This is a genomic window from Brenneria tiliae, assembly GCF_023347575.1.
GTDB lineage: Bacteria > Pseudomonadota > Gammaproteobacteria > Enterobacterales > Enterobacteriaceae > Brenneria > Brenneria corticis.
Window position 1 is genome coordinate 13,838 of the sequence record NZ_JAKPCB010000079.1, and the last position, 20,894, is coordinate 34,731.

A 20,894-nucleotide genomic window follows, 5' to 3' on the forward strand; every position below is an offset into this window, starting at 1 on the left:
TTTGTCGGGGCTGCGAACGATACCTGAGCGCCGGGGCGGCAGCCGTTGAGGTGTTGCGGGGCTTCGGTGGTGCTCTCTGAGCAGCCGCCCGCTGACGCGGGTTATCCCCCGGATCGTCCTGATCCCCCTCCGGTATCGGTTCAAGTTCTCCTGTGAGTCAAAGTGGGTTGAATTAAGGTGTCAGAATCCTGCTATTGGCTGGTGCAGTTGATTTCTCTGGTGCAGATCGAAAAGGCTGCGTGCGTCACTTTCCCGCTCGGCACGGTTAAAGTGACGCACTGGACTGGCGCAGTGATTAAAATTGAAATTCTGGCGCAGGATTGCGGCCACGCGGCAGCAAAGCCGCTGTCTTGGCAGGTCGCAGTTCATAAAGGTTAGAGGCGCTGATAATCAGCAGGTCCGGAAATATCCGGCAACGTTAAACAGTGGCAATAAATTGTCGTGTGTAACGTATGACCCCGACCGCGATGCGGTTCGGCAGTTTTCAGGGGCATTGCCGTATCCGGCGACCAGCCTGCATGTCAGGCCGCTTCTTGCAGGTCATGAAGCGTAGGTGTTGTCCGCAGACAACCTGTTGCATGGCAAAGCCTATATCGTCGCTACGATTGCTGAAAGTAAAAACTATCTTGAGGAAGAAAAGGTTATTCGCTGCCGGGACATCATTTCGCCCAAATAAGCAAGGGCGCTATTGCAGCGCCCCATACAGTTAACATAAAACGCCATCAGCTAAGGATAGTCCCCAGTCGGGCCAGTACCTCGTTTACGATACTGTCAGGGATACGCTCCAGCCTTCTGCCGTTTCTGGCCGCCATATCAATAGTTCTGGGCTGGTCGCAGCGAACCACACCCGTCGTTTTCGTTCCCGCGCCATCCAGTGAAACGGCAAAACCAGCCGTTCGGGCAAAGTTTCCACCACTGGTGACAGGAACAACCACAGGCAACCGGGTGATCTTGTTAAACGGCGCAGGTGAAACGATAAGCACCGGGCGTTTTCCGCTTTGCTCATGCCCGGCAGTGGGATCAAGTGACACGAGCCAGATTTCCCCTCTGTCCATTTACAGGATCTCCTTCCCTGTGGCAGGCGCGTCAATCCATTCCCGCTCTTCATCACTTATTTCGGCATGTGGATCGCACTGCGCCAGTAGTTCGGCAAGCGAATAGTGAGGCCGTTTTTGAGGCTCAATGATGAGGCAGCCATTATCAACGGTCACGCCGACCTCGCTATCCGGCGACAAATCCAGCGTTTTCAGCACAGCGGGAGGCACTGCCAGCATGACAGATCCTCCGACTTTTTTCAGACGAGTGGTATACATAGCGCACCTCCTAATATTATATTTTAATATAACATCATGGAGCGAAGATGTACAATTATCAATCAGATTCATCATAAACTCCTTAACGTCACGAACAATGAAGCATAAACAGAATGCTACTGTTGGCGGGACAGTGGACCTAGCACGGAGCTGGTTACAAAGTAATGAAGTATGAGGAAGCCTTAATCCATCCAGCGACAGACCCGGCAGTTCTCAAAGGCGGCATTGCCGGTAAAAGGCGACCGTCCCGATATATCAGGCGCTTCTTTCAGGTCATGAAGCATTTTGTGCCGGGGGGATATTACTGCGCGGCAAAAGATGCAGATAAGAGAAAACTGTTTTTCCCTTTTAAAGGATTATTGGTCGATTTTTGGCAATCTGATAAACAGGAAACGGCGCAGAACCCGTATCGGATCTGCGCCGGTGAACGTCAATGGTAGCGAGAAGGCCAGATTTGCTCAGGTTCGACGCCCAGCGCTTCAGCAATTAGTCTTTCACCTTTGGGCAACGCATTCGCCAGCGTGGAAGAGGCTAGCCCTGCATTACGCGAAACCGCTGCCATCGACGTTCCGCGCTTTTTCAGCGCCGCAATAATATCAGCGGGATGCCAGTCCTGTTGGTTCATGCGGTCACCTCATCAATGAATTTCACGCCGTCAGCGGTGCGTATCCAGCGCGGAGCTTTCAATTCAGCGGCAAAGTAATCAACCAGTTCCGCCAGGAGCCAGCACAATTGTTCTTCCGCTTGTGGCGGAAACATCCGGCAAAGCAAAAGCTGAGTCAGGGTAAAACAGTAATCGCAAAGTGTATCCGCATCTGGGGCAAAACGGGGTGAGTTTTTGGGCAGCGTATCAACGGTCAGGCTGTCGATAAGATGGGACGGAATGGGATCGCGCAGGCCCGGTTTTAACAGCGAAAGCGCGGCGGCGAGCCTTCCGCACAGTGCCATTTTTAGCGCCGGATCGTAGCTTTCTGCCTGAGTCTCTGCGAGTTTCTCGCAACAGTCTGCCAGTACGGTGAAATCCGTGGCGGCACTAAAAGGAACTGTAAGTAATGGGTGAGTCTGGTTGAGGGTTGTAGCCATAAGGCAGCCTCCAGTATGTGATGTTTAAACCACCACCTAAGAGACCAATCTTACGGGTGGTGGACTGAACGGAGTTGGTCTTACCGGCCATACTGGAACCGGCGCACCCTGCGGTGCCCCCGCCCAGCCCACCATAATTCGGTATAGCTAAGCATACGACATAAAAAAAGACGCAAGGCGCGTCATATGTCGCCAGTATGGTATTCGGGAGACCAATCCCGGCACCTGATTTTGCAGGTGCGGGTAAAAGATACCGCGATTAAGGGTTAACGGCAAGCGGGGTTACTGGTAGGCCGATCGCAGAAAATAAAAAAACCTGCTGGTGAGGCAGGGTCTTTTATTTTTCGCTCTCAGGCTGCGGACGGCGACCTGAGCAGCGTTGCGTGATAATAACACTCAGCAAGTGTAAACCTGCACCGACAGGCAATGTTAAGGGTAAGATGCAGGCGTTGCGCTCTTTGTAAAGGGAGAGCGAATGGACACACTGACGCAGAAACTGATTGTGCTCATTGCCGTGCTGGAGCTGTTGTTGGCTCTGTTGCGGTTGATTGACCTGTTGAAGTAATTTTTCAGGTTGAAACACATCTAAGGGGGACGGCCAGTTCCCCCTTTAATACAGATGGCGAGCGTCGTTTCAGGTAAGCGTTTTCCCCAGATTTAATTCTTTCCTTCACTTTGCCAGTGAAACTGAAACGCCGATCTTCTCGTATCCTGCATATTGATGACATAGAAGTTGCGGGGAAAATACTCTTTTGATGTCTCGCTAAAGGTGTTTAATCCGTACAGTGCGATTTTTTTTCCTGTTATTTCCGTTGGTTCTGAGATGATGCTGGAAGGCACACGAAAGACCTTAACAACTGAACTATCGGGTAGCAGGATCTTCAGCGTAAGAAGATGATCGTCGCTTTCCACTTCAAGTAATTTCCCGCTGATATCGATTCCGCCATGCTGATGATCAAAAAGAGACGGTTGCATCTGCTTGCGTAGCTTTTCTGTCCAGCCGGGGCACGAGCAACGGCAGGAACAATGGGAGCAGTACGTGCCAGGACAAGCAAGCTCATATACTGAAAGTGGGATATTTCGTGGCAAAAGTCGATTAATATTTTTGATAATCGTAGTGACCCGTTCAATCAGGTCTGTATTCAGTGTCCCTTCCCAGCTATCACGGCTCCCCGTCAGAACTAACCCAATGTTTATATCAGGTGCTCGCTCTTTTATCATTATGCCATAGGCCGCAACCTGTAACAGGTTTGCTTCTTTCGGCTGGTTTTGTTCGTCTGTTACCTTTCCGGTTTTAAAATCAACTACGTTTAACCGATCGGGTCGCTCCTGATATATGAGGTCGGCCCGCCCATGCATATCGAAATCATTGCTGGTCAGCATAACCTCCCGGCCAACGGGTAATTTTTTTTCATGTGCAGGAACCCCTTTTACGAAAACAGGCGGCGGAAGCGATCTTACGTAGCGGATCTGGGTAACAAGCATTTGGCGCGACACCAGCCCGGCAACACCGTGACGGTCATATATCCAGTTTGCTACCGGCCCGGCGCGTCGATTGGCTGTCAGCGCGATCGTAAAATCATTTTCCAGTTGCCTGAGAGTATAATTCTCGAAAGTAGCCTCTCTGTGAATCACTGAATTGACGCGTTGATGTATTACTTGGCCCAGAATCACTCCCGGATGCAGCGGTAAACGAGCGTAAGAATGGGCTTCACTTTCCAGCAGGTATTTCGCCGGGCAAACGGCGAAACACCCCAACAGCGAAGGAAGTACCGGACGAGTACGCGATAGCGTCATTTCATTCATTGCATCATCACTCCTGAAATGAGGACGCCTGAGTCCGTAATTTTGCCATTTCAGTCCCCATGCGGCGGGACAATGCAAAAGTATTCGTAGCGTCTACGTCCACCTCATATGAAAATGCCTCAAGTTCGGGGTTTGCAGCAAATGCAGCATCGGGGTCCCAGAAGGGATGTAGTACGGCGGCCCAACGCTCGGCCCCGGTGCGTATCAAGGGTATATTCCCCATCACTTTTACGTCACTGTCGCTGTATAGCGAAGCGGCCTCTTTGGCTAATAGTAGGGCGTTTTCTGACCAATCAGCTACGCCAGGAGAGGTAAAATCACCGTTCAGCCCGGCGTTATAGGTTGGATCCAGAAGAAGTTGAATAACATCCAGTCCCAGACGCCAGTCCAGCAATCCGTGATATGGCTGGTTTCCGTATCGATGCAGGCAGTGATAACACCCCTGAAAGCATCGTTCGCGATGATCGGGTTGCAGGAACTCAGCCAGCGGGTAGGCCGTTTTATTATTTAAAATATTCTTCATGACCTCAAGGATGATGAGAGAACCGGATGTGCCCTTCTGCTGTAGCCGTTCACATAACCCTGAACCATTAACCAGACGATCGGCCATTTGCAGAACCGGTACCGACTTACCGTTTTTCAGCATTTGAACGCGGGGTTCCAGAATTTCGATTTCTTCAGGATCAATATCCAGTAGCTCTTTTGATGCATAGTTAACAATGATAAAAGACGCCGAGAGCGCAGCAGCTCTGAATGCCGGAGTTAGCGTGGAATACTGTAGCCGGAGACCCGGCGGGGTTTGGGCAACCATCAGCGCAAGTAGATCAGTCACTTTAGGCGCAGCAAGATAAAATGTGTTTCGGGTTTCTCCCCGATCGGTAAAGCGGTTTTTAACTAACAGGTCGGTCTCAATAATTTGACTATCCATCCAAACCCGGTTCGCCCAAAGCGGCTGGTAAGTCCCTTGCTTTCTGAAAGGGACCGATAGGCTCCCCTGTGTTGCGCTGAAACCACGCCATGTTTTATCGGTGTAAATTCCTCGATTCAGGCGGTGCAGACATGTCTGTGGCTGGAGCTGTATCGCCACATTAACGTCAGGCTCTGGCGTGGCAGAAAAAGTGTAGGCTTCTGCAATTGATACACGACTGGCCGTGGTCAGGATTTGATCAAAATCCTCTTTGGCCGATTTTGGTTCCAGCGTGGTGATAAATCCATAAGGAACATAGCATTGATAGCGTTCCGCCTTATCCATAACGGCACCGCAGATAGTACATTCGGTGGTCAGAGAATTTGCCGGAGCCCAGATGTTGCACACCGGACAGGCGGTCATTGTTCTAAGTTCACCCGGTTCGCAGGCATTTGAATAAAATGATCGTGGGTTTTTTCTGCTCTGTTTAAGCATTCCACTGTAACCTGCTGTAAAGTAGCGTCGTTTGTCCTGAACCAGAATTTTTCCGGGGGCAAATTCCTGTATCGCAATATCCAGATCGCGATCCATGCTGGCAAATTCGATTTCTTTTTCGCCTGAGCTGACAGGCCTTGTCAGCAAAAGGCGTGATCGGGTCGGCATGCCATACATTGGGAATTTACCGTGTTCTGCCAGCGCTTCTGCCAGTCCTTTCGCCTCCATTGCACTGTCGTTCAGTACAGCGTTAATATCCTGAATCAGTTGTTCCGTCGTCAAAGGCTGAATAATTTTCTGGAACAAATGGTGGTCTTGCTGCGTGCAAGTCCGGGCAAATTCATCGCGCGCCAGGATGGTTGCTTCGATAGCCTGCCGGATTTTTGGCAGCCAGTCCGCGTGGTTTTCTTTTAGCCAATGCACCGGGAAAAACTCACCGTGGTTATCAGGGGCATGCGCGTAGTCGTCAACTGGCCATGGGTGATCGGCTTTTTCCGTTTGCTGCCTTAACCATTTGAATGCTGACACCAGCCAGATTTTTCGTACCAGTCTCTGGCAGATCATTTCCAGCTTTGTGGTCAAAAACGGTGGAGGAGGCAGATCGCCGGTAATTTTTTCCGGATGACGGAAGTAAAACAGATCGTGGCTCTTGCTGCGACACGCGGTTAATACGAATGAAAACGCTTGTCCACGTCGTCCGGCACGACCGACACGCTGTTGATAATTAAAGCGCTGTGGCGGCATGTTGGCCTGAAAGACCGCACGTAAATCACCGATATCCACTCCCACTTCCATGGTTGTGGTTACGGAAAGCACATCTACCACGCGGGCTGCCCGGTCAAGATCTCGATCGGGCGCAAAATCTTTCATTCCTTCCGGCAAAATATCATCATCGTCGGCAATCAGAATACCTTTAAACCGGCGTAGCCTTGCCGCCGGGTTTTCGGTCATTCCAGTCAGCTCCTCTGAGCGCATCCGGTGAATACCAGAAGAATGTGAGAGGCGTTTGCCGAGATAGTGTTGCATCTGGAGCGTTTTTGCCTCGCTGCACGGCGTTTCTGGTAAAGGAGAGTAGCAGCGAGTACAGATTCCCGCGCCGGTGTGCATGTGTATACGCCCACAACGGGAGCAGCGCCAGACGCGATCGGTAGGTTCCGCCAGGCGAAAGTGCATTTTACCAATATCAATAATACCGCCCTGATGACCCACCAGCTCCAGTCGTCGGAGAAAACTATCAATTAAAGATAAAAGCTCGCCTCCTGAACGCTGGCAAATCTCCTGCGTAAAGCGGTACAGGCGGTTTCTACGATTGACATCGCGCGCTGAACTCCATGGGGTTTCTGGCTTTGTATATTGTGAAGGAGTAACCCGGTACGCGTCCGCCAACACACGAAACATTGCGTCATAAATCGCGAGATGTTCCCGTGAGTCGTTTCCGGTAATGGGAAGGCAGGGATAACCCCAACCGGACTCTTCCAGCGCGAAGTAGGTTTTACTGAATATGCTTTCCCCCACCAGCCGTTTCAGATCGCGTGAAATCTCCTGTCGTGCCACAAGCAGGTTGTCTTCATAGGATGGAAGCGCCTTCCAGCACCACTCCCCCTGCGCGTTCCTTTCAAAGAGTTGTTGCCATGCAAAGGTCAGCGTGCCTTCTCCATATTTTTCAGGATCGGGAACCGGGGCAATACCAGTACGATCGGAAGGGTGAATGCCTGCATCTACCTGCGCCCTTAACAGCAAGCCAAGCGGTTGACCTGCATCCGGCGATTCAGGTTCGAGGATTTCACGCAGAGGTATGCTGTCAGCTTCAGGCTTTGATAATAACCCTCTGATTTTCTTTCGTTCATCAGCAAGTTGATCCAGTTCATCCTCTTCCTCATCCGATCTTACGTTGAGGTTAATCAGTGTTTTGTTCCGGTTATCTATCTCTGCCTGGCGTACTTTTAGTTGGTTATGGGACGGTTTATCAGCCGCAATGGACTGTAGCGAATGGACAACAATTTCTCGTCTGACGTCGTCATGATGACCCGATTCCAGATCGAGCGCCGCCCTTGCGGCATCTTGACGACTGTCTGAAAACGTTACCAGTTGCTCACGGTTACCCGAGCGCTGTAGTTCCGCCATTAGTGAGCTGGCCAGTAGCTGTGTCGTTTTCGAAAAACCGACGCGAAAGCTACGGATTGGGGAGAGCTTACCTTTGCCGTATTTGTAGGATGTACCACATGCCGGACACTGAAAAGGTAGCGCCGTTCCCGGTGACTGGCTGGATGACTGGCCTCTTTCCGGGGAGGCAAATTCACCGGGTTTGACGTAATAGAACCAGCCCGCGATATGGTTTTCAGGTAGCGGTTTTAAGAGCGATACTGGGTGTTGAATAGTGGCGGTAAATGGATCGTAGCTGGCTTCGCCCCACGTACCGAAAGCATCGTCGTCATTTAACGTTTCGTTGCCTTTCGGCCAGAAACGTTCGACGACCGGCATAAATAGCGCGTATTCTTCAGCAGATCGGCGTTCTACCATGACTGATTTTGCGTGTTCCGGTAGCTGTTCCGTATCCGGGTCGTTGGGTAAAAGTTCAATTCGACTTTCTGAACCAGAAAAGACTGAAGGTTTACCGCCCAAAAAGAGATTGCCGCAACATTCACAATAGAGTAACTCGACACGCCGCGATGTTTTATCTTTGCCGTAACGTAAGCCGGACTCTACGGTAAGATCGCCAAAATAGCGGTGCTTGATTTCTTGCGCAGATGCAACGCTGGAGGCAGGCAATGGCGCAGCATATAACCCTTCCAGTGCGCGCAGAAAAGCATGCGCGCGGAAACGCGGCGCACCGATATCATCAGGAAAAGAACGTGAAAACCATTGCGGCCAGTCTCCCTCAGTCGAGCGCAACCAGATTAATGCCCGGAGCGCTTTTTCACTATGGGGTTGGGCGTTAAATAGGCGTGAACTGAGCATTTTAATTGACGTGGCTCTCGGAGAATGATCGTCCGTATAGCAGCCACTTTCAAGCAGGTTGGCAGCCTGTAAGACGACACGTTGCGCCAATTGCTCTGTAGAAGCTTCACTGGTTGTCATTCCCATGCTACGGGCGACATTTTGCCAGTGTTGTAATGATGTAAGTGGTGCTTGCTGTAACTGAAGCACTGCGTGATAAAATGCATCCAAGTCCCCCTGGAAAAGAGACATATTGCCCGGGGGAAGGGTGTCCCCTTTGATAATACATTCCCTCCAGTCGCTGGAGGTGGCACCTGAAGGTAGTCCCCTCTGACCAAACATTCCCCATAAATATTCGACGCTTTGTTCGCCTTCAAGACCTTCAACGGGTAAAGAGGCGCTGGAGGCCAGAATACGCAATTTATGTCGATGTTTTTCCTGATCCAGCCCCAGCCGACTGATCAAATGCTTAAGCAAGTAGCTGACTTCGGTACCGGCGGTTCCTCGCTGTAGATGAAGTTCGTCAAGGATAAGATAAAAATAGGCATCAGGGTCACGCTCAATCCACTGTCGGGTTTGTTCAAAAATAGGATCGTCCACCTCACGAACCAGCATCGTTGACAGCATACTGGTGTTGGTGATTAGAATATCGGGCGGTGTCTTTTGCATTTCCCAGCGGCTGAGAACCTCTCCACCAGCAGTTCTGGGGAAATTAAACGACAATTCGTTATCCTTGCCCTGCTGTGCTTGTCGTACCGCCTCCTGATGGGTCTCTTCCGTTAATTGCATATACTCACGTAGCTCAGTGATTTTTTTAGCCACGCGCTTTTTCTCATTTTTTTCTTCACTGAGTCGGGGATGTTTGAGCCAGCCAGTTACTTTAGTTGCGCTGGTATAACGGCCAAAAAAGATTCGGTTGCCGCCAAAATGCGCATCCATGACATCATGAGCTTCGCTGGAATCCAGTGCCCGCCGCATACGTACCAGTTGATCTTCTACCAGGGCATTCATCGGGTAGAGGATCAGCGCGCGTACCGCTTTCGGACGTGCAGCGGCCTCATGCTCGCGCATGAAGCTGGGCTGTTTATCCGCTACCTTATGCCACCACGGTTGCCAGTGCTTCAACGCCGGACTTTGCGGCCAGCCAGTGGCTTCTTTTGCGATCTGCGCCAGAACCGGCAGCAAAAATGATTCTGTTTTACCGGAGCCGGTTCCGGAGGTGACGATACCCGGCTTCCCTGGCTGAACTCCTCTTTTCAGCATGTCCAGTTGATGGGTATAAAGATTAAAACGTCCCTTAGTCGGATCTGTTTTATTGCGGGGCAGAAGTCCACCTAAACAGAGGTCGATGAATGCCGCCCTTTGTTGCGCATTAAACCCTGGCAACCATGTCTGACCATGAGCATCATTTCGTAATTCACTGATAGTTAAGCCATAGTGCTGATATCGGGGCATCGGTTCAAGAAATAGATCGGCGCATAATGTCCCTTGCTGTTCCAGTAACGCTCGCCGTGCAGACTGTATGTCTGATGAATCAATACGGAAGGCCGTTTCAAGATACGAAATATAAAAATCTCTTATTGATTCAAATGTTTCCAGTGGGTTATTCATTATTATTCCTTTGCTTATAACTGGAAAAGGTGCTCAAGTACGCTTGCCGATTCGCCGGTAGTCATTTCCTGAACATATGGCCCTAATTCTGGGGCAAGAGCGTCAATCGTGGTCGCAATATCTTGTGTTGTACTACGGCCGAGACCGTAAGCCAGACGGGCAACGGCTTGCGCTTGTTCATCAGGAAGTAAAAAGAGTAGCGCTGCTTTTAGCGCTTCCCATGGCGCACAAGCCTGGTACTCTGGCTGGTGGTTGTCCACAAAGATTGCCTGCCATAATTCTGGGGTAATACGAGAAGGCGTGATGTCAGTATTTTGCTCAAATGGCCGTTCATCCGACCATATCTTCTCTGCCAGAAACAGGGGTAACTGGTGAGCAAGAGGAGCCTGCAATGGAAACGTGCTTTTCCCGGTAGTGAATGTGAGTAAAAAAAGTATCGGGTGCCGGATGGGCAAATGTCGTAGGGCCTGCCGCCGATCCGTCCAACTGCATGCGGCAGGATGGGGAGTTCTGAACAAACACTCGTGGAGTTCAGGGAGTAGAGTTTCTGGCGGAGTGCGGTTAAAACCACGCAATTCAACAATGCTCGCCAGCCCTGCCTCTTGTTGTTGGGTCAAAAAATCGCCCAGCGTCATGGTAAGAGTATCGCCAGATAAGCGGATCAGTGTGGGGGAGTTCATTAAATCACTGAAGCTAAAATGATCGCTATGTACCGACACCTCCCCCCAAACATTACCAGCTAAAAGGTTCGCTAATGATGCGATAACCTGTTTTGTCTGTTTTCCCATCAATCCGACCGCGGGTGTAATACTCGCAGTGGCAATCAAGCTGGATAATAAAGTTTCACTTAGTCCCGTCGCCAGTGCCTGTTTTTCGATAGCCGATATCAGTTGATGCTTGCGAGTCAGAGCATTCTTCTCTGCTAATGGAAAATTAGAATTTGCTGATTCGACTACAGGTTCTGAGGTTATTCGTTGTTGGGCAGGTTGTTCTTGTGCTGTTTCATTTTTGATTATCGCCCGCAGTAACGCGGTCTGGGCCAGCGTTTCCACTCCCGCTTGAGATGCGGCTTCGAAAGTCTTTTTAATCCGTTGTTCCAGTTCATTTTCTTGCTGACGTAGCGTTTTATTAATGCGATCAGTTTCTTTTTTCAGCTTTTTCTTCTGATCGGCTATTTCTTTTTCAAGCTGTATTTTCTTTTCAGATAATACCGTTATTGATTGTTTAATCTGGTGCTGCTCATTTTCGTAACGAGCCAGTATTTCCTGTTTCTCAATATTAATTTGCGTCTCAACCTCAGGTAAAGCCAGTAGCTGTTGAGTCGTATCATTAAGAAAGGATCTCGTATCTGCTATCTGTTCCAGATGAGATACTGCGCGAAGATAGGATTCCTCGTTATCAAACTCATGTTCAGCAATAAAATGAGTTAAATTTTGTAGCTGCCCTTTACTAAATTGAGGGAAATATTTTGCTGAATCAGTTCTTTTAAGTAGGCGTTTTATCCACGTGCTGGCTTCAGCGCAATCATATTTTTCACTCACCTGAGGGAGTTCAGTGATCACCGTGAGGGCATGAGAGCCAAGTAGTGTCTGAGGAACCTGACGATAACTCTCCAGCGGCATATCAAAGTCATATTTTTTAGGATCAGGCAAGTCACCCGGTAATCTCAGGGATACACCATCACTTAGCTGAAAAATGACCGGCGTATCGTCTTGCGGCTGGTAGTTGGCGAGTAACCACTCCCTGACAGCGTCAGGCTCATCGGAGGCATGGGGCAGCGCGACTACAGGATAAACACGCGACAGGTAGTCAGTAATGACATACTGCGCAGGTTTATCAGACGGCTGATATCGGGCCCTCCATATTGCCATTTCACCCCGAGTGAATTTTTTGCTGAAATTGTTCTCAAAACCGATGGCTTCACCACCATGAGGGAAAAGATCTTTTACCAGTGCCTCCGGGAGGTCTCGTAAGTTGCCATCAATTAACAGACTAACCGGCGTAACAAAAAAAGCGCCGGACGCGGTTAACGCTAACACTTTTCCAATGAACATAACTTCGTCCATCGCACCGTCGATTTGTTTGGGCACAACGGGAGGAGCTGGTATTACACTGGTACCATCCATTGTTTTAAGGTTGTTACTGGCTTCAAATTGATCGATAACTTCACCCAATTTTCGTGCCAGCGGTAAAGAATGTTCTGATAGTTTTGTCCGCCATCGATTATTGGCTGTATGCGTTCCCTTGAGTACGTCAACCAATCCTCCAATAAACAGCGGAATAGTACGCTCCGGTATAGGAATTTCTTTACCCTGGCTAATTAAGGCACATTGTTCAATGTCTTCATCAGTGACGTTAATTGTCAGAGAGTCAGAAACACCATCTTGGGATAAATCAATTTGTTCGCCGTTCAGGAATTTCGTTATAATTTCTGGGCAGTCAGAAGAAACATAGAAACCCAGAATAATGCGCCATAAGGGTCTACAGAGTGCAATATCTTCCGCATTACTTTCTGCTTCTAACAGATCCCTAAGAACGGTTTGTGGGTCATTTTGTTCAGAAAACGTCAAATTTTCACGAAGCCAATCAGACACAATAGGTTTGGCTTTAGGTGGTAATGTACGGAGAAAATGTAGCCTTTTTTCTGGTCCTTTCGGTAAATTATCTGCTTTAGCGCCATTTCTGGTGAGTCTTTGTTTGCACTCTTGCAAGCATCTGCTCAATTCATGAGATTCTGTACCGAAGTAGTACATTTGGCCCAGTCGGTCGCTGATAATACTTTTCTTTTTAGCCATCTTAAACGTTCTCCCTACCACCCGATTCTGTAAAATTACTGTAAAGTTCTGCGCAGTTTGCGTGTTGTCAGCGCTCTGTTCCGTCGTGCCAACGCTCGTTGGCAGGAGGAGAAGGTCATTACATTATTCCATAGTGGTACTTTGCCGCCTGCAAATAGATAGTTACCATTATCTGTTATTGACAAACACCCGTGAGCAACGTGGATCCACCACTGTAAAACGGAGGGCGGTAACGCAATGACTTTCGTTGACCAGCACCAGTCACTATCGCCTTTTTGCACACCGAACGTAACTCCTGAACATATCATCTGAGCCATTAAGGCCCAGGAGAAGCTATCGGTTTGCCAGTATCCGGCGTTCTGCCGAATAAAATAACGATAACGCTGTTTTTCCTGACATCGTATCAATAGGTTATTAACCGTTTGAGTTAGCCGCTGTTCCTCTGACCATTGGTATTTTTCAGCTTGCCAAAGCGACACATGGAGACCCGGGGGTAAAGTCGGGATAAACTGCATTTGAGACGACGGTAGCAATAATCCACTCAAAGCATTGACGGGTAAATCGTCGTAATTAACCAAACGTAACCCAAACTGCTCAATGAAAGCATGGACACGCTCTCTGTCTGACAGATGCAATTCAATACACCCCATTGAACAGCCGTTATCCTCAACTAACCGACGCCCTATTCGCTCACCGTCATTAAGTGCTTCTTGTAGAAGATTACGTTCACTTCTTGTAAACATTCCCATAATTCGGGCAATAATTCCCTCTTCAGTGACATCGACGGAAATGGTTCTTTCAGCCAATGAGACTAACGAATATGGCGCATGACGTCGTTGTACTACACAAAGCCAGCCAGCGGCAAAGAGCATGCGACGCAATTGCCATTCGGGTATCCTCGTTACCTGTGATACGGGTTCAATGTGTTGTTTTAATTCACCAAAAGGCAATGTGCTACGGCGTTGAAAACGCAAGGCCAGCGCCTCAGCGATCCAGTCAAATGCTGCGGGTATATTATGTAATCCGGTATATTGACATGTTACAGGAAGGCAATTTTCATACTGCCATAATATCTGAGCACCACTCAATGGCGTTATTTCTTCGCGTTTCAGTGAAGGGATCACTGTTGTATCCCCTAACGCCATTAATACTCCCGATGGTCCATCAGTAAGCCAATCATGTGGCTCTGTAATTTTACAATAAGTGGCGTAAGGCGCATGGTCTAACACGTGTACATCAAAATTTTCAGGGACATCTGAATGCGCCAACGTAAGTTCATAGCGACAAAATGCCTGACCAGATATTTCCATCAACTCCTCTGGTGGAATGAATAATCCTTCAGCCCCCTGAGATAGCGAGCCATGAGTTAATTCCTCTCCGTCTTTATTGCTAATGACATAGCATCCTCTTAGTACGTCAGGCATATGAATAATCGGTGTACTGGCAGGGTTAAGCAGTATAGCCTGTCCAAACCGCGCTGCGCCTGACATACGAGGTCGGGCAGGCTGCCATCCCTGTATTAGAAAACGACGGGCTTCTTCTGGTAACAAACGGGCTATCTTATCCAGCGTTTGCCTGCCAACTTTATCGGAAGAAACTATCGACCACTTGGCAGATTTAATATCCAGACGTTGTACTCTTTCGCCTGCCTTTTTCAAGGCTGTAAAAATACTGTCTACATATTTATGGTGAAGTATTAAATAGAGTGGAGAATTGTCATAATATTCTCCTTCTGAACTAATATGACAAAAATCATCACGAAAAAGCGGCAAACACCCAGACCGCAGTGCGGTCCCCACTCGCGATTTATAGAGATAACTCTTCCGTTTTTTTAATAAAAAATCCAGGGAATTTAATGTGGCACCTATATCTCGTTCGTAATATATATTATTATAGTTCTCTATTTTATTAGGCAATGAGTAATAACGCTGAATTTCTGAGGCAGTAACAGCAGCGTCGTCCATAAGAAGATAAATCTCTGGATAACCTGAATAGTTAAACTCCATGTGAATACAATACTTACCATTCTTTTTGAGTTGTTCTCTCTCTGCATGTACAGTGATATCACGAACAGCCCCCCAAAAAGGAGAGTCATAAGCCTGCTGCATGGCAGCCTTTGAAAGTAACGTTCTGAACTCAATAAACTCCTGCTTAAAAACCTCGCCAAAATAAGATAGATATTGATGTACTAGCTTATTTACTGACTCAAAAGTTGAATGGCTATCTAATTCATTATTGACGAGTATATCCCGTAAAAAAACCTCATCTTTATAGCAGGGAAAAGCGATTCTCTTAGAATACCCAATCAATCTTTCATGTTTTGATGGTTCTGGGAGGACTAAACGGGTACAGTTTTGTTTTCTACTACTCCATTTTTCTAATCTTTCCCATAAATTGGGTAAATCAGTAAAAACAAATTTCTTATTTTTATCAAAACCAAGCAGTACAGAAAATCGAACCCGAAAATCTCCTTCGTCATGCGTCTCATCATCAGCACTGGCAGCAAGTAATGTTAAATATAAAATAGCAAAATAAGTAGGATATCCTTTTAGTTGCGCTAAAATATCTAACCGCGACTCATCCCTGAGAGCATCCTGTATTTTAGACGCCTTTTTTCCAAACGAAGCCAGAAAACTTCGCTTAGCATCCTCTTTGCTACGTGGACCTGCAAGTTGCTCAAAAATGCGTCCCGTAGTATCAATTCTGCTTAAAGTCGAGCCCGTATGCGAAGACTCAAGAAAGACGATCTTCACTAGTTCAGCATTCCATTCTTCTAAAGTAACCGGGAAAGAATCATCCATACTCACTACCTAATTACCGTTCGCTGTCATCTTTTTCAAACCGGCACCAGAAAACAAATGTCGAAAAAGCACCTCTGCCAGTAGTGGAGGAACAGCGTTACCAATTTGGGTAAATTTTGACTCGACGTCTCCTACAGGCTCAAAACCCTGAGGAAAAGTTTGTATTCGTGCACATTCCCGCCATGATAACCGCCTTGCCTGTTCTAGTTTAGGACGAGAAGTATCAACAATTAGATGCTCATATTCATCAGAAAAGTCCCAGCGCTGCTTCCAGCCATCCTCCAGGTTTGACCATGTTAACTTCATCACCGGGCTGGCAGGATGTAATGTCACATGACGCCAGTTAGCTACGACGGTGTAAGCAGGGCTGTCCCATAGAGCTTTACGATTTCGGGACATGAAATACCATGAGAAATGCCCTTCAGGATCATGTGGTCGTTCGTAAAACTCACCTTCAGGCCATAGTGGTAAATCCCTAATAGCCTCACCATGTGAAACATAGGGTTTTAAATGAGGATTCTTTTTTGTCGCTTTGCCATGTGTTTCAGCAGGAAATTCAAAGTATTGCCCCAGATCGTTTCTGACGCCAATAATAAACAAACGCTTGCGCGATTGAGGCACGCCGTAAGCCCTGGCGTTTACCATATGATAGCTGACTTGGTACCCGGCAGCTTTATATGCCGTGAGCTGTTGTTCCAGAAAGCTACCTGCCCCTAAATGTTTCAAGCCCGAAACATTTTCAGCAACAAAATACTTCGGCTGAACAGTCTCTAATACTCGTAGAAAGTGTTTATAAAGGTTTGTTCTGTCGTCATTGTTAGGTTTTCTGTTACCTGCCATTGAAAATGACTGGCAGGGATAGCCTCCAACAACAATATCAACATCCGGAAAAGACAGAATTTGAGAGATATCACTATGCCTGATATCACTATCGGGGAAATAGTTCCCTAATGTTTTGCAGGCATTCTCTACAACATCGTTGGCAAAGACGATGTCTCCACCAGCTGAGGTAATTCCAAAATCCATACCACCACAACCGGAGAATAGTGAAAGTACTCGGATATTATCATTCTCTCTCTCGAAAACACTGCTCATATATCCATACCAAGTATCTTCTTATAACAAACTCGCAATGGGTTATTAATTCCCTATAAAATCATGGGGAAAGATTATACCCCAGTGTAAGAAATCTTACATCAGCATGCTTAGTTTTGAGGGTTCAGTAGTGTTTTTGTTGGTATATCATTACTAAACGACCGCTTTTCAGATAGCACTCCCCACCAAATCCCCCAACGTCACCATCAACATCATCGGATCAATCGGCGAAGGCTCAAACCCCACCCGTAGGTAAAACTCCCGCGCTTCGTCAGATAGCGCATGAACCAACATCCCTCGGATACCGATAGTATCTGCCACCTGAATCACCCGCAGCCCGGCATCACGCACCAGCGCCCGGCCAACTCCCTGACCATGCAATGACGTATCCACCGCCAGACGTCCCAGCACTACCACCGGAATCGGATCGGGCATATTGCGGCGAAAACGTCCAGGGGCGGCATTCGTTGCTACGGCACTGGAAGCCAATGAATAATACGCTAACACTTTAGCGCCATCGCAACTGACGAAAGTTCGTGATGCGCCAGTGACCTGATTTTTCATCGCCCGCTGTTTCAGCCAGTTGTCCATAGACTCCACGCCGCAACAGAATAAAGATAGTACATGTTCGGCGCGGAGTGGCTCAGGGGCGGAAATCATTTTTTCTGTTCCCACGGTGCAGGCGTTTGCATGGTTTTTCGCAGCGCGGCATTTGGTGCAGGAGCCTGATCCAAACGAGCAAGAAATTCCTGATAAGCATCAGGATCTGCCATGATGATGCGCTGATCGATCAACGCTTCCTCTGCGGCAGCACGAGCGGCCTCAAGGACAAAATCAGTACGATTTTTCCCTCTGGCCTTCGCTGCACGATCGATCAGATCGCGTTCAGCGGGCTTGATGCGTAAATTCAATGTTTCGCGTTTAACAGAAACGTTGTTCGTCACTGGCATGATGTTATCCTCCGGCCTACTCTCTGGATATTAATCATACAGCAACCGTAACGCTAATGTCATTACGATTTATCGGTATCATAGGGAATCGTACCAAAGAAACGAACCGGGCATTTCTTTATCGCATGTGACCCATCATTCTGATCTATCTATTAAAATACGGGTCAATCCACGGGTCTTGACAATAGATGCGGTTAAAATTTATGCTGTATTTCAACTTAATAGAAAGCTGAATGATCCCGAGTCCGGGCACCATAATTTAGTTTCAGGATGTCCTTATGCGTCCGGAAACGTTAAAAAATCAGTAAGTTAAAAAGAATCTGGAGTACCAATGGGTACTACCAGATTTTTTGACATCCGTAGTTTTTGGGGGCTTAATTGGGGGCCTGCCGGTTCGATAAACTACGGAGCCCCCACCATGCCTCTGACTGATACCGCCATCCGCAACGCCAAGCCGTTCGATAAACCTTACAAACTCAGCGACGCGCAGGGCTTATACCTGCTGATCAAACCCCACGGTTCCAAGCTCTGGCATCTTAAGTACCGCTTTGGCGGAAAGGAAAAAAAGCTGGCGTTTGGCGCTTACCCCAGCGTCACGCTGGCAAATGCCCGTAAACTGCGTGAGGAAGCCCGTGCGGTACTCAGCGCAGGCGACGATCCCGGCGTAAAAAAGCAGCAGGAGAAACATTCGCGCAAAAACGGCAATACCTTTGAAGAGATCGCCCGCAAGTGGGTAGCGGGTAATATCCGCTGGACGGAAGCCCATGCCGCCAAGGCCCTGCGCTCGCTGGAACTGCACGTCTTTCCGCTGATCGGTAAACTCCTCGTTGCCGACCTGAAAACCGCCGATTTGCTGATCCCACTGCGGGTGGCGGAAAGAAAAGGCAATCTGGAAACCGCCGCGCGGATACAACAGCGCACCACGGCGATCATGCGCTATGCAGTGCAGGAGGGACTGATAGCCAACAACCCTGCCAACGATCTGACCGGAGCCATTGCACCGCCGCCAAAAAACCACTACCCCGCCCTGCCGCTGGAGAGGCTGCCGGAGATGCTGGAACGGATCGAAGGCTATTCCGGCAGATTACTAACCTGTCTGGCGGTGCAGCTTAACCTGCTGATCTTTATTCGCTCCAGCGAGCTACGCTTTGCCCGCTGGACGGAGATCGATCTGGATGGCGCAATGTGGACCATCCCCGCGCAACGTGAACCCATTCCGGGCGTGCGTTATTCAGAGCGCGGCGCGAAGATGAAAACACCGCATCTGGTGCCGCTGTCAACACAGACGGTAACTGTACTGAAGCAGCTAAAACTGCTGTCCGGTAGCAGTGAGTTGCTGTTTCCCGGCGACCACGATCCGCGCAAACCGATGAGCGAAAACACCATCAACAAGGCGCTGCGCACGATGGGCTATGACACGCAGGTGGACGTTTGCGGTCATGGTTTCCGCACGATGGCCTGTAGCGCATTGATTGAATCAGGCCGCTGGTCAAAGGATGCTGTGGAGCGGCAGATGAGCCATCAGGAGCGCAACCACGTTCGCGCCGCCTATATCCACAAGGCGGAGCACCTCGACGAACGCACGCAGATGATGCAATGGTGGTCAGACTATCTCGACGCCTGTCGGCATCAGTTCATTCCGGCTTATCGCTTTGAGAAATCGATTAAGGTCGCCTGAGTCAGACGGATGTACGGATAGAATGAGCCGCTTTTGCCCGAACAGAGGCGGCTTATCTTATTTCTCTACGCCGTTGTTGTATCAGGGCTGAGGCGGAGCGCAGCAGAGCGAGCACCGAACATCCCTGATACAACAGCGGGATCTGTCACCCTCGCAATTACCCATTTTTACAGGAACAAGCGATACGACAGACCGCACTTATATGGCTTTTTAATGGATGCGAACAGCAGAAATTAAAAAGTGGCGTGAGGCGAGTAAATTCCATTTCGCAGAAATGGCTAATTTGCGTCGCCCGAACCCACCCGCGAGCGTTCCCCCCAGAAGGGAACCGAGCAGGCCGGGGGGAGCCGAATAAATTTTGCCGCCCCAGCGAGCAAAAAGACGCGCCCACGCGTCGGTTTATTTGGGGGGCTTGCCCCGCACACCGTCGCCGCTAAGTCTCCGGCCAGAAGCCGGTCGCGCGTAGCGCGCGACGGTGTGCCGCCGTTGACCTTGGGGGTTTTGGCGCGATGTCCAGTCGCGACATTACCCCCATGTGACATGCAGCCCGAACGTCATGGCACACGCTGTTACCCGCCATTCGGGCGTTTCAGGTGACAAACGACCACGGGTCGGCAGGTACCTGAAAGCACGGATTACGGGCATGCCCGCAGGATGCGGGTAACCGGTTCATGGGCGTCATCTGTGAGCGTGGGGTCTGACGTCCATGGGCGACGCCCACACGCAGCGCTCATGCCAGCATGAAAACAGCAGCACCCGACATTCCCTTTTCATGGCAAAAACCAGCGCCGGGATTTCATACGGGTCGCCCCGTTCATTCGCCCCATATCATGGTCCGAATGAACGGGGCGACGACATGGGGCGAACTGCTACAGGAAATACTTGTGAGATCCGCGGGCTCTTTGCCGCCCGCTCCCGCAGCCGGCAAATTTTTCGGGCATTCAATGCCCGAAAAATTTGCAGGAAAATTAACAGCCCCTGAAACGTCTGTCACTCTGTCAGTTCTGCTTACATGTTGATGGCTGGATCGATACGCATTTCCGGGAGCGGTTCGGTGGCGCATTACTGATCGGTATGTCCCCGATATTGGCACATGGGCCCCCAACAGCGCTGGTCAGAAAGATCGCAACACGGACTACACCGAAAACAGCCGCCAAGCAATGGCGGATATGGCGCGAACCACACGGGAAAATAGCATCAATATCCAGCCAACCCTTTATAAGAACCAGGGCGAGATCATTAACCTGGTCACCGGTCAGGACATAGATTTTTCAAATATCTACACACTGAGGATCAGGGAGTGTTAGAAATTCCGTGTCATTCCAGTAATATATCCCAAAAAGGAATGATACATGACCCAACCTTTCGATTTCGACAAAGCGCTGAAAGCGCTCCAGTCTGGCCAAGCCCTGACCGGGAAAGA

16 protein-coding genes and 1 pseudogene are annotated in these 20,894 nt (G+C 49.1%); 5 read left to right on the top strand and 12 right to left on the bottom strand.

Annotated elements, in window-relative coordinates:
• Positions 1-177: 177 nt before the first annotated feature.
• Together MFP24_RS00710 and MFP24_RS23965 are read left to right on the top strand one after the other, a co-directional pair.
• A complete protein-coding gene (locus tag MFP24_RS00710; RefSeq protein WP_249230863.1) occupies positions 178-378 on the top strand; it encodes a hypothetical protein in 201 nt (66 codons plus the stop codon).
• Between the two features lie 175 nt (positions 379-553).
• The gene (locus MFP24_RS23965) at positions 554-676 is read left to right on the top strand and encodes a hypothetical protein (protein ID WP_263458367.1); all 123 of its coding nucleotides are present in this window, start codon (positions 554-556) and stop codon (positions 674-676) included.
• A 46-nt stretch (positions 677-722) separates the two neighbouring features.
• On the opposite strand, the gene MFP24_RS00715 is transcribed toward MFP24_RS23965, so the two are convergent.
• Together MFP24_RS00715 and MFP24_RS00720 are read right to left on the bottom strand one after the other, a co-directional pair.
• Positions 723-1,055 carry a type II toxin-antitoxin system PemK/MazF family toxin gene (locus MFP24_RS00715; RefSeq protein ID WP_137712517.1) on the bottom strand — a complete coding sequence of 111 codons (333 nt, stop codon included), beginning with the start codon at positions 1,053-1,055 and terminating at the stop codon, positions 723-725.
• On the bottom strand, positions 1,056-1,313 hold the full coding sequence (locus tag MFP24_RS00720; RefSeq protein WP_121588677.1) for an AbrB/MazE/SpoVT family DNA-binding domain-containing protein: 258 nt from the start codon (positions 1,311-1,313) through the stop codon (positions 1,056-1,058).
• A 164-nt stretch (positions 1,314-1,477) separates the two neighbouring features.
• On the opposite strand from MFP24_RS00720, the gene MFP24_RS00725 reads away from it, so the two are divergent.
• On the top strand, positions 1,478-1,753 hold the full coding sequence (locus MFP24_RS00725) for a hypothetical protein (RefSeq protein WP_249230864.1): 276 nt from the start codon (positions 1,478-1,480) through the stop codon (positions 1,751-1,753).
• Here MFP24_RS00725 and MFP24_RS00730 read toward each other — a convergent pair.
• The 10 genes from MFP24_RS00730 to MFP24_RS00770 all read right to left on the bottom strand — a co-directional run bounded on the left by MFP24_RS00730 (position 1,744) and on the right by MFP24_RS00770 (position 17,793).
• Positions 1,744-1,938: a helix-turn-helix domain-containing protein gene (locus tag MFP24_RS00730; protein WP_249230865.1), complete on the bottom strand. Its 195-nt coding sequence runs from the start codon at positions 1,936-1,938 to the stop codon at positions 1,744-1,746. The two genes, MFP24_RS00725 and MFP24_RS00730, sit on opposite strands and share 10 nt — an antisense overlap.
• The gene (locus MFP24_RS00735; protein ID WP_249230866.1) at positions 1,935-2,396 is read right to left on the bottom strand and encodes a hypothetical protein; all 462 of its coding nucleotides are present in this window, start codon (positions 2,394-2,396) and stop codon (positions 1,935-1,937) included. The genes MFP24_RS00730 and MFP24_RS00735 overlap by 4 nt, the downstream gene beginning before the upstream one ends.
• Positions 2,347-2,613: a hypothetical protein gene (locus MFP24_RS24230; RefSeq protein ID WP_369075389.1), complete on the bottom strand. Its 267-nt coding sequence runs from the start codon at positions 2,611-2,613 to the stop codon at positions 2,347-2,349. The genes MFP24_RS00735 and MFP24_RS24230 overlap by 50 nt, the downstream gene beginning before the upstream one ends.
• Positions 2,614-3,053: 440 nt before the next feature.
• A complete protein-coding gene (locus MFP24_RS00740; protein WP_249230867.1) occupies positions 3,054-4,202 on the bottom strand; it encodes a PD-(D/E)XK nuclease family protein in 1,149 nt (382 codons plus the stop codon).
• A gap of 7 nt (positions 4,203-4,209) precedes the next feature.
• Entirely contained in the window at positions 4,210-10,152 is a 5,943-nt protein-coding gene (locus tag MFP24_RS00745) for a DEAD/DEAH box helicase (protein ID WP_249230868.1), read from the bottom strand.
• A 14-nt stretch (positions 10,153-10,166) separates the two neighbouring features.
• Positions 10,167-12,947: a kinetochore protein gene (locus MFP24_RS00750; RefSeq protein ID WP_249230869.1), complete on the bottom strand. Its 2,781-nt coding sequence runs from the start codon at positions 12,945-12,947 to the stop codon at positions 10,167-10,169.
• A 35-nt stretch (positions 12,948-12,982) separates the two neighbouring features.
• Positions 12,983-15,748, bottom strand: coding sequence for a hypothetical protein (locus MFP24_RS00755; protein WP_249230870.1), 2,766 nt, complete (start codon positions 15,746-15,748; stop codon positions 12,983-12,985).
• Between the two features lie 9 nt (positions 15,749-15,757).
• The gene (locus MFP24_RS00760) at positions 15,758-16,843 is read right to left on the bottom strand and encodes a DNA cytosine methyltransferase (protein ID WP_101855469.1); all 1,086 of its coding nucleotides are present in this window, start codon (positions 16,841-16,843) and stop codon (positions 15,758-15,760) included.
• 168 nt (positions 16,844-17,011) lie between these two features.
• Entirely contained in the window at positions 17,012-17,503 is a 492-nt protein-coding gene (locus MFP24_RS00765) for a GNAT family N-acetyltransferase (RefSeq protein WP_249230871.1), read from the bottom strand.
• Positions 17,500-17,793, bottom strand: a complete 294-nt coding sequence (locus tag MFP24_RS00770) for a type II toxin-antitoxin system TacA family antitoxin (RefSeq protein WP_136155584.1) — start codon at positions 17,791-17,793, stop codon at positions 17,500-17,502. Before MFP24_RS00770 ends, MFP24_RS00765 begins: the two co-directional genes overlap by 4 nt.
• A gap of 418 nt (positions 17,794-18,211) precedes the next feature.
• On the opposite strand from MFP24_RS00770, the gene MFP24_RS00775 reads away from it, so the two are divergent.
• Together MFP24_RS00775 and MFP24_RS00780 are read left to right on the top strand one after the other, a co-directional pair.
• Positions 18,212-19,471, top strand: coding sequence for a tyrosine-type recombinase/integrase (locus tag MFP24_RS00775; RefSeq protein ID WP_249230872.1), 1,260 nt, complete (start codon positions 18,212-18,214; stop codon positions 19,469-19,471).
• 1,014 nt (positions 19,472-20,485) lie between these two features.
• Positions 20,486-20,778, top strand: a pseudogene (locus MFP24_RS00780) (TrbI/VirB10 family protein); the annotation flags it as partial.
• Between the last annotated feature and the right edge of the window lie 116 nt (positions 20,779-20,894).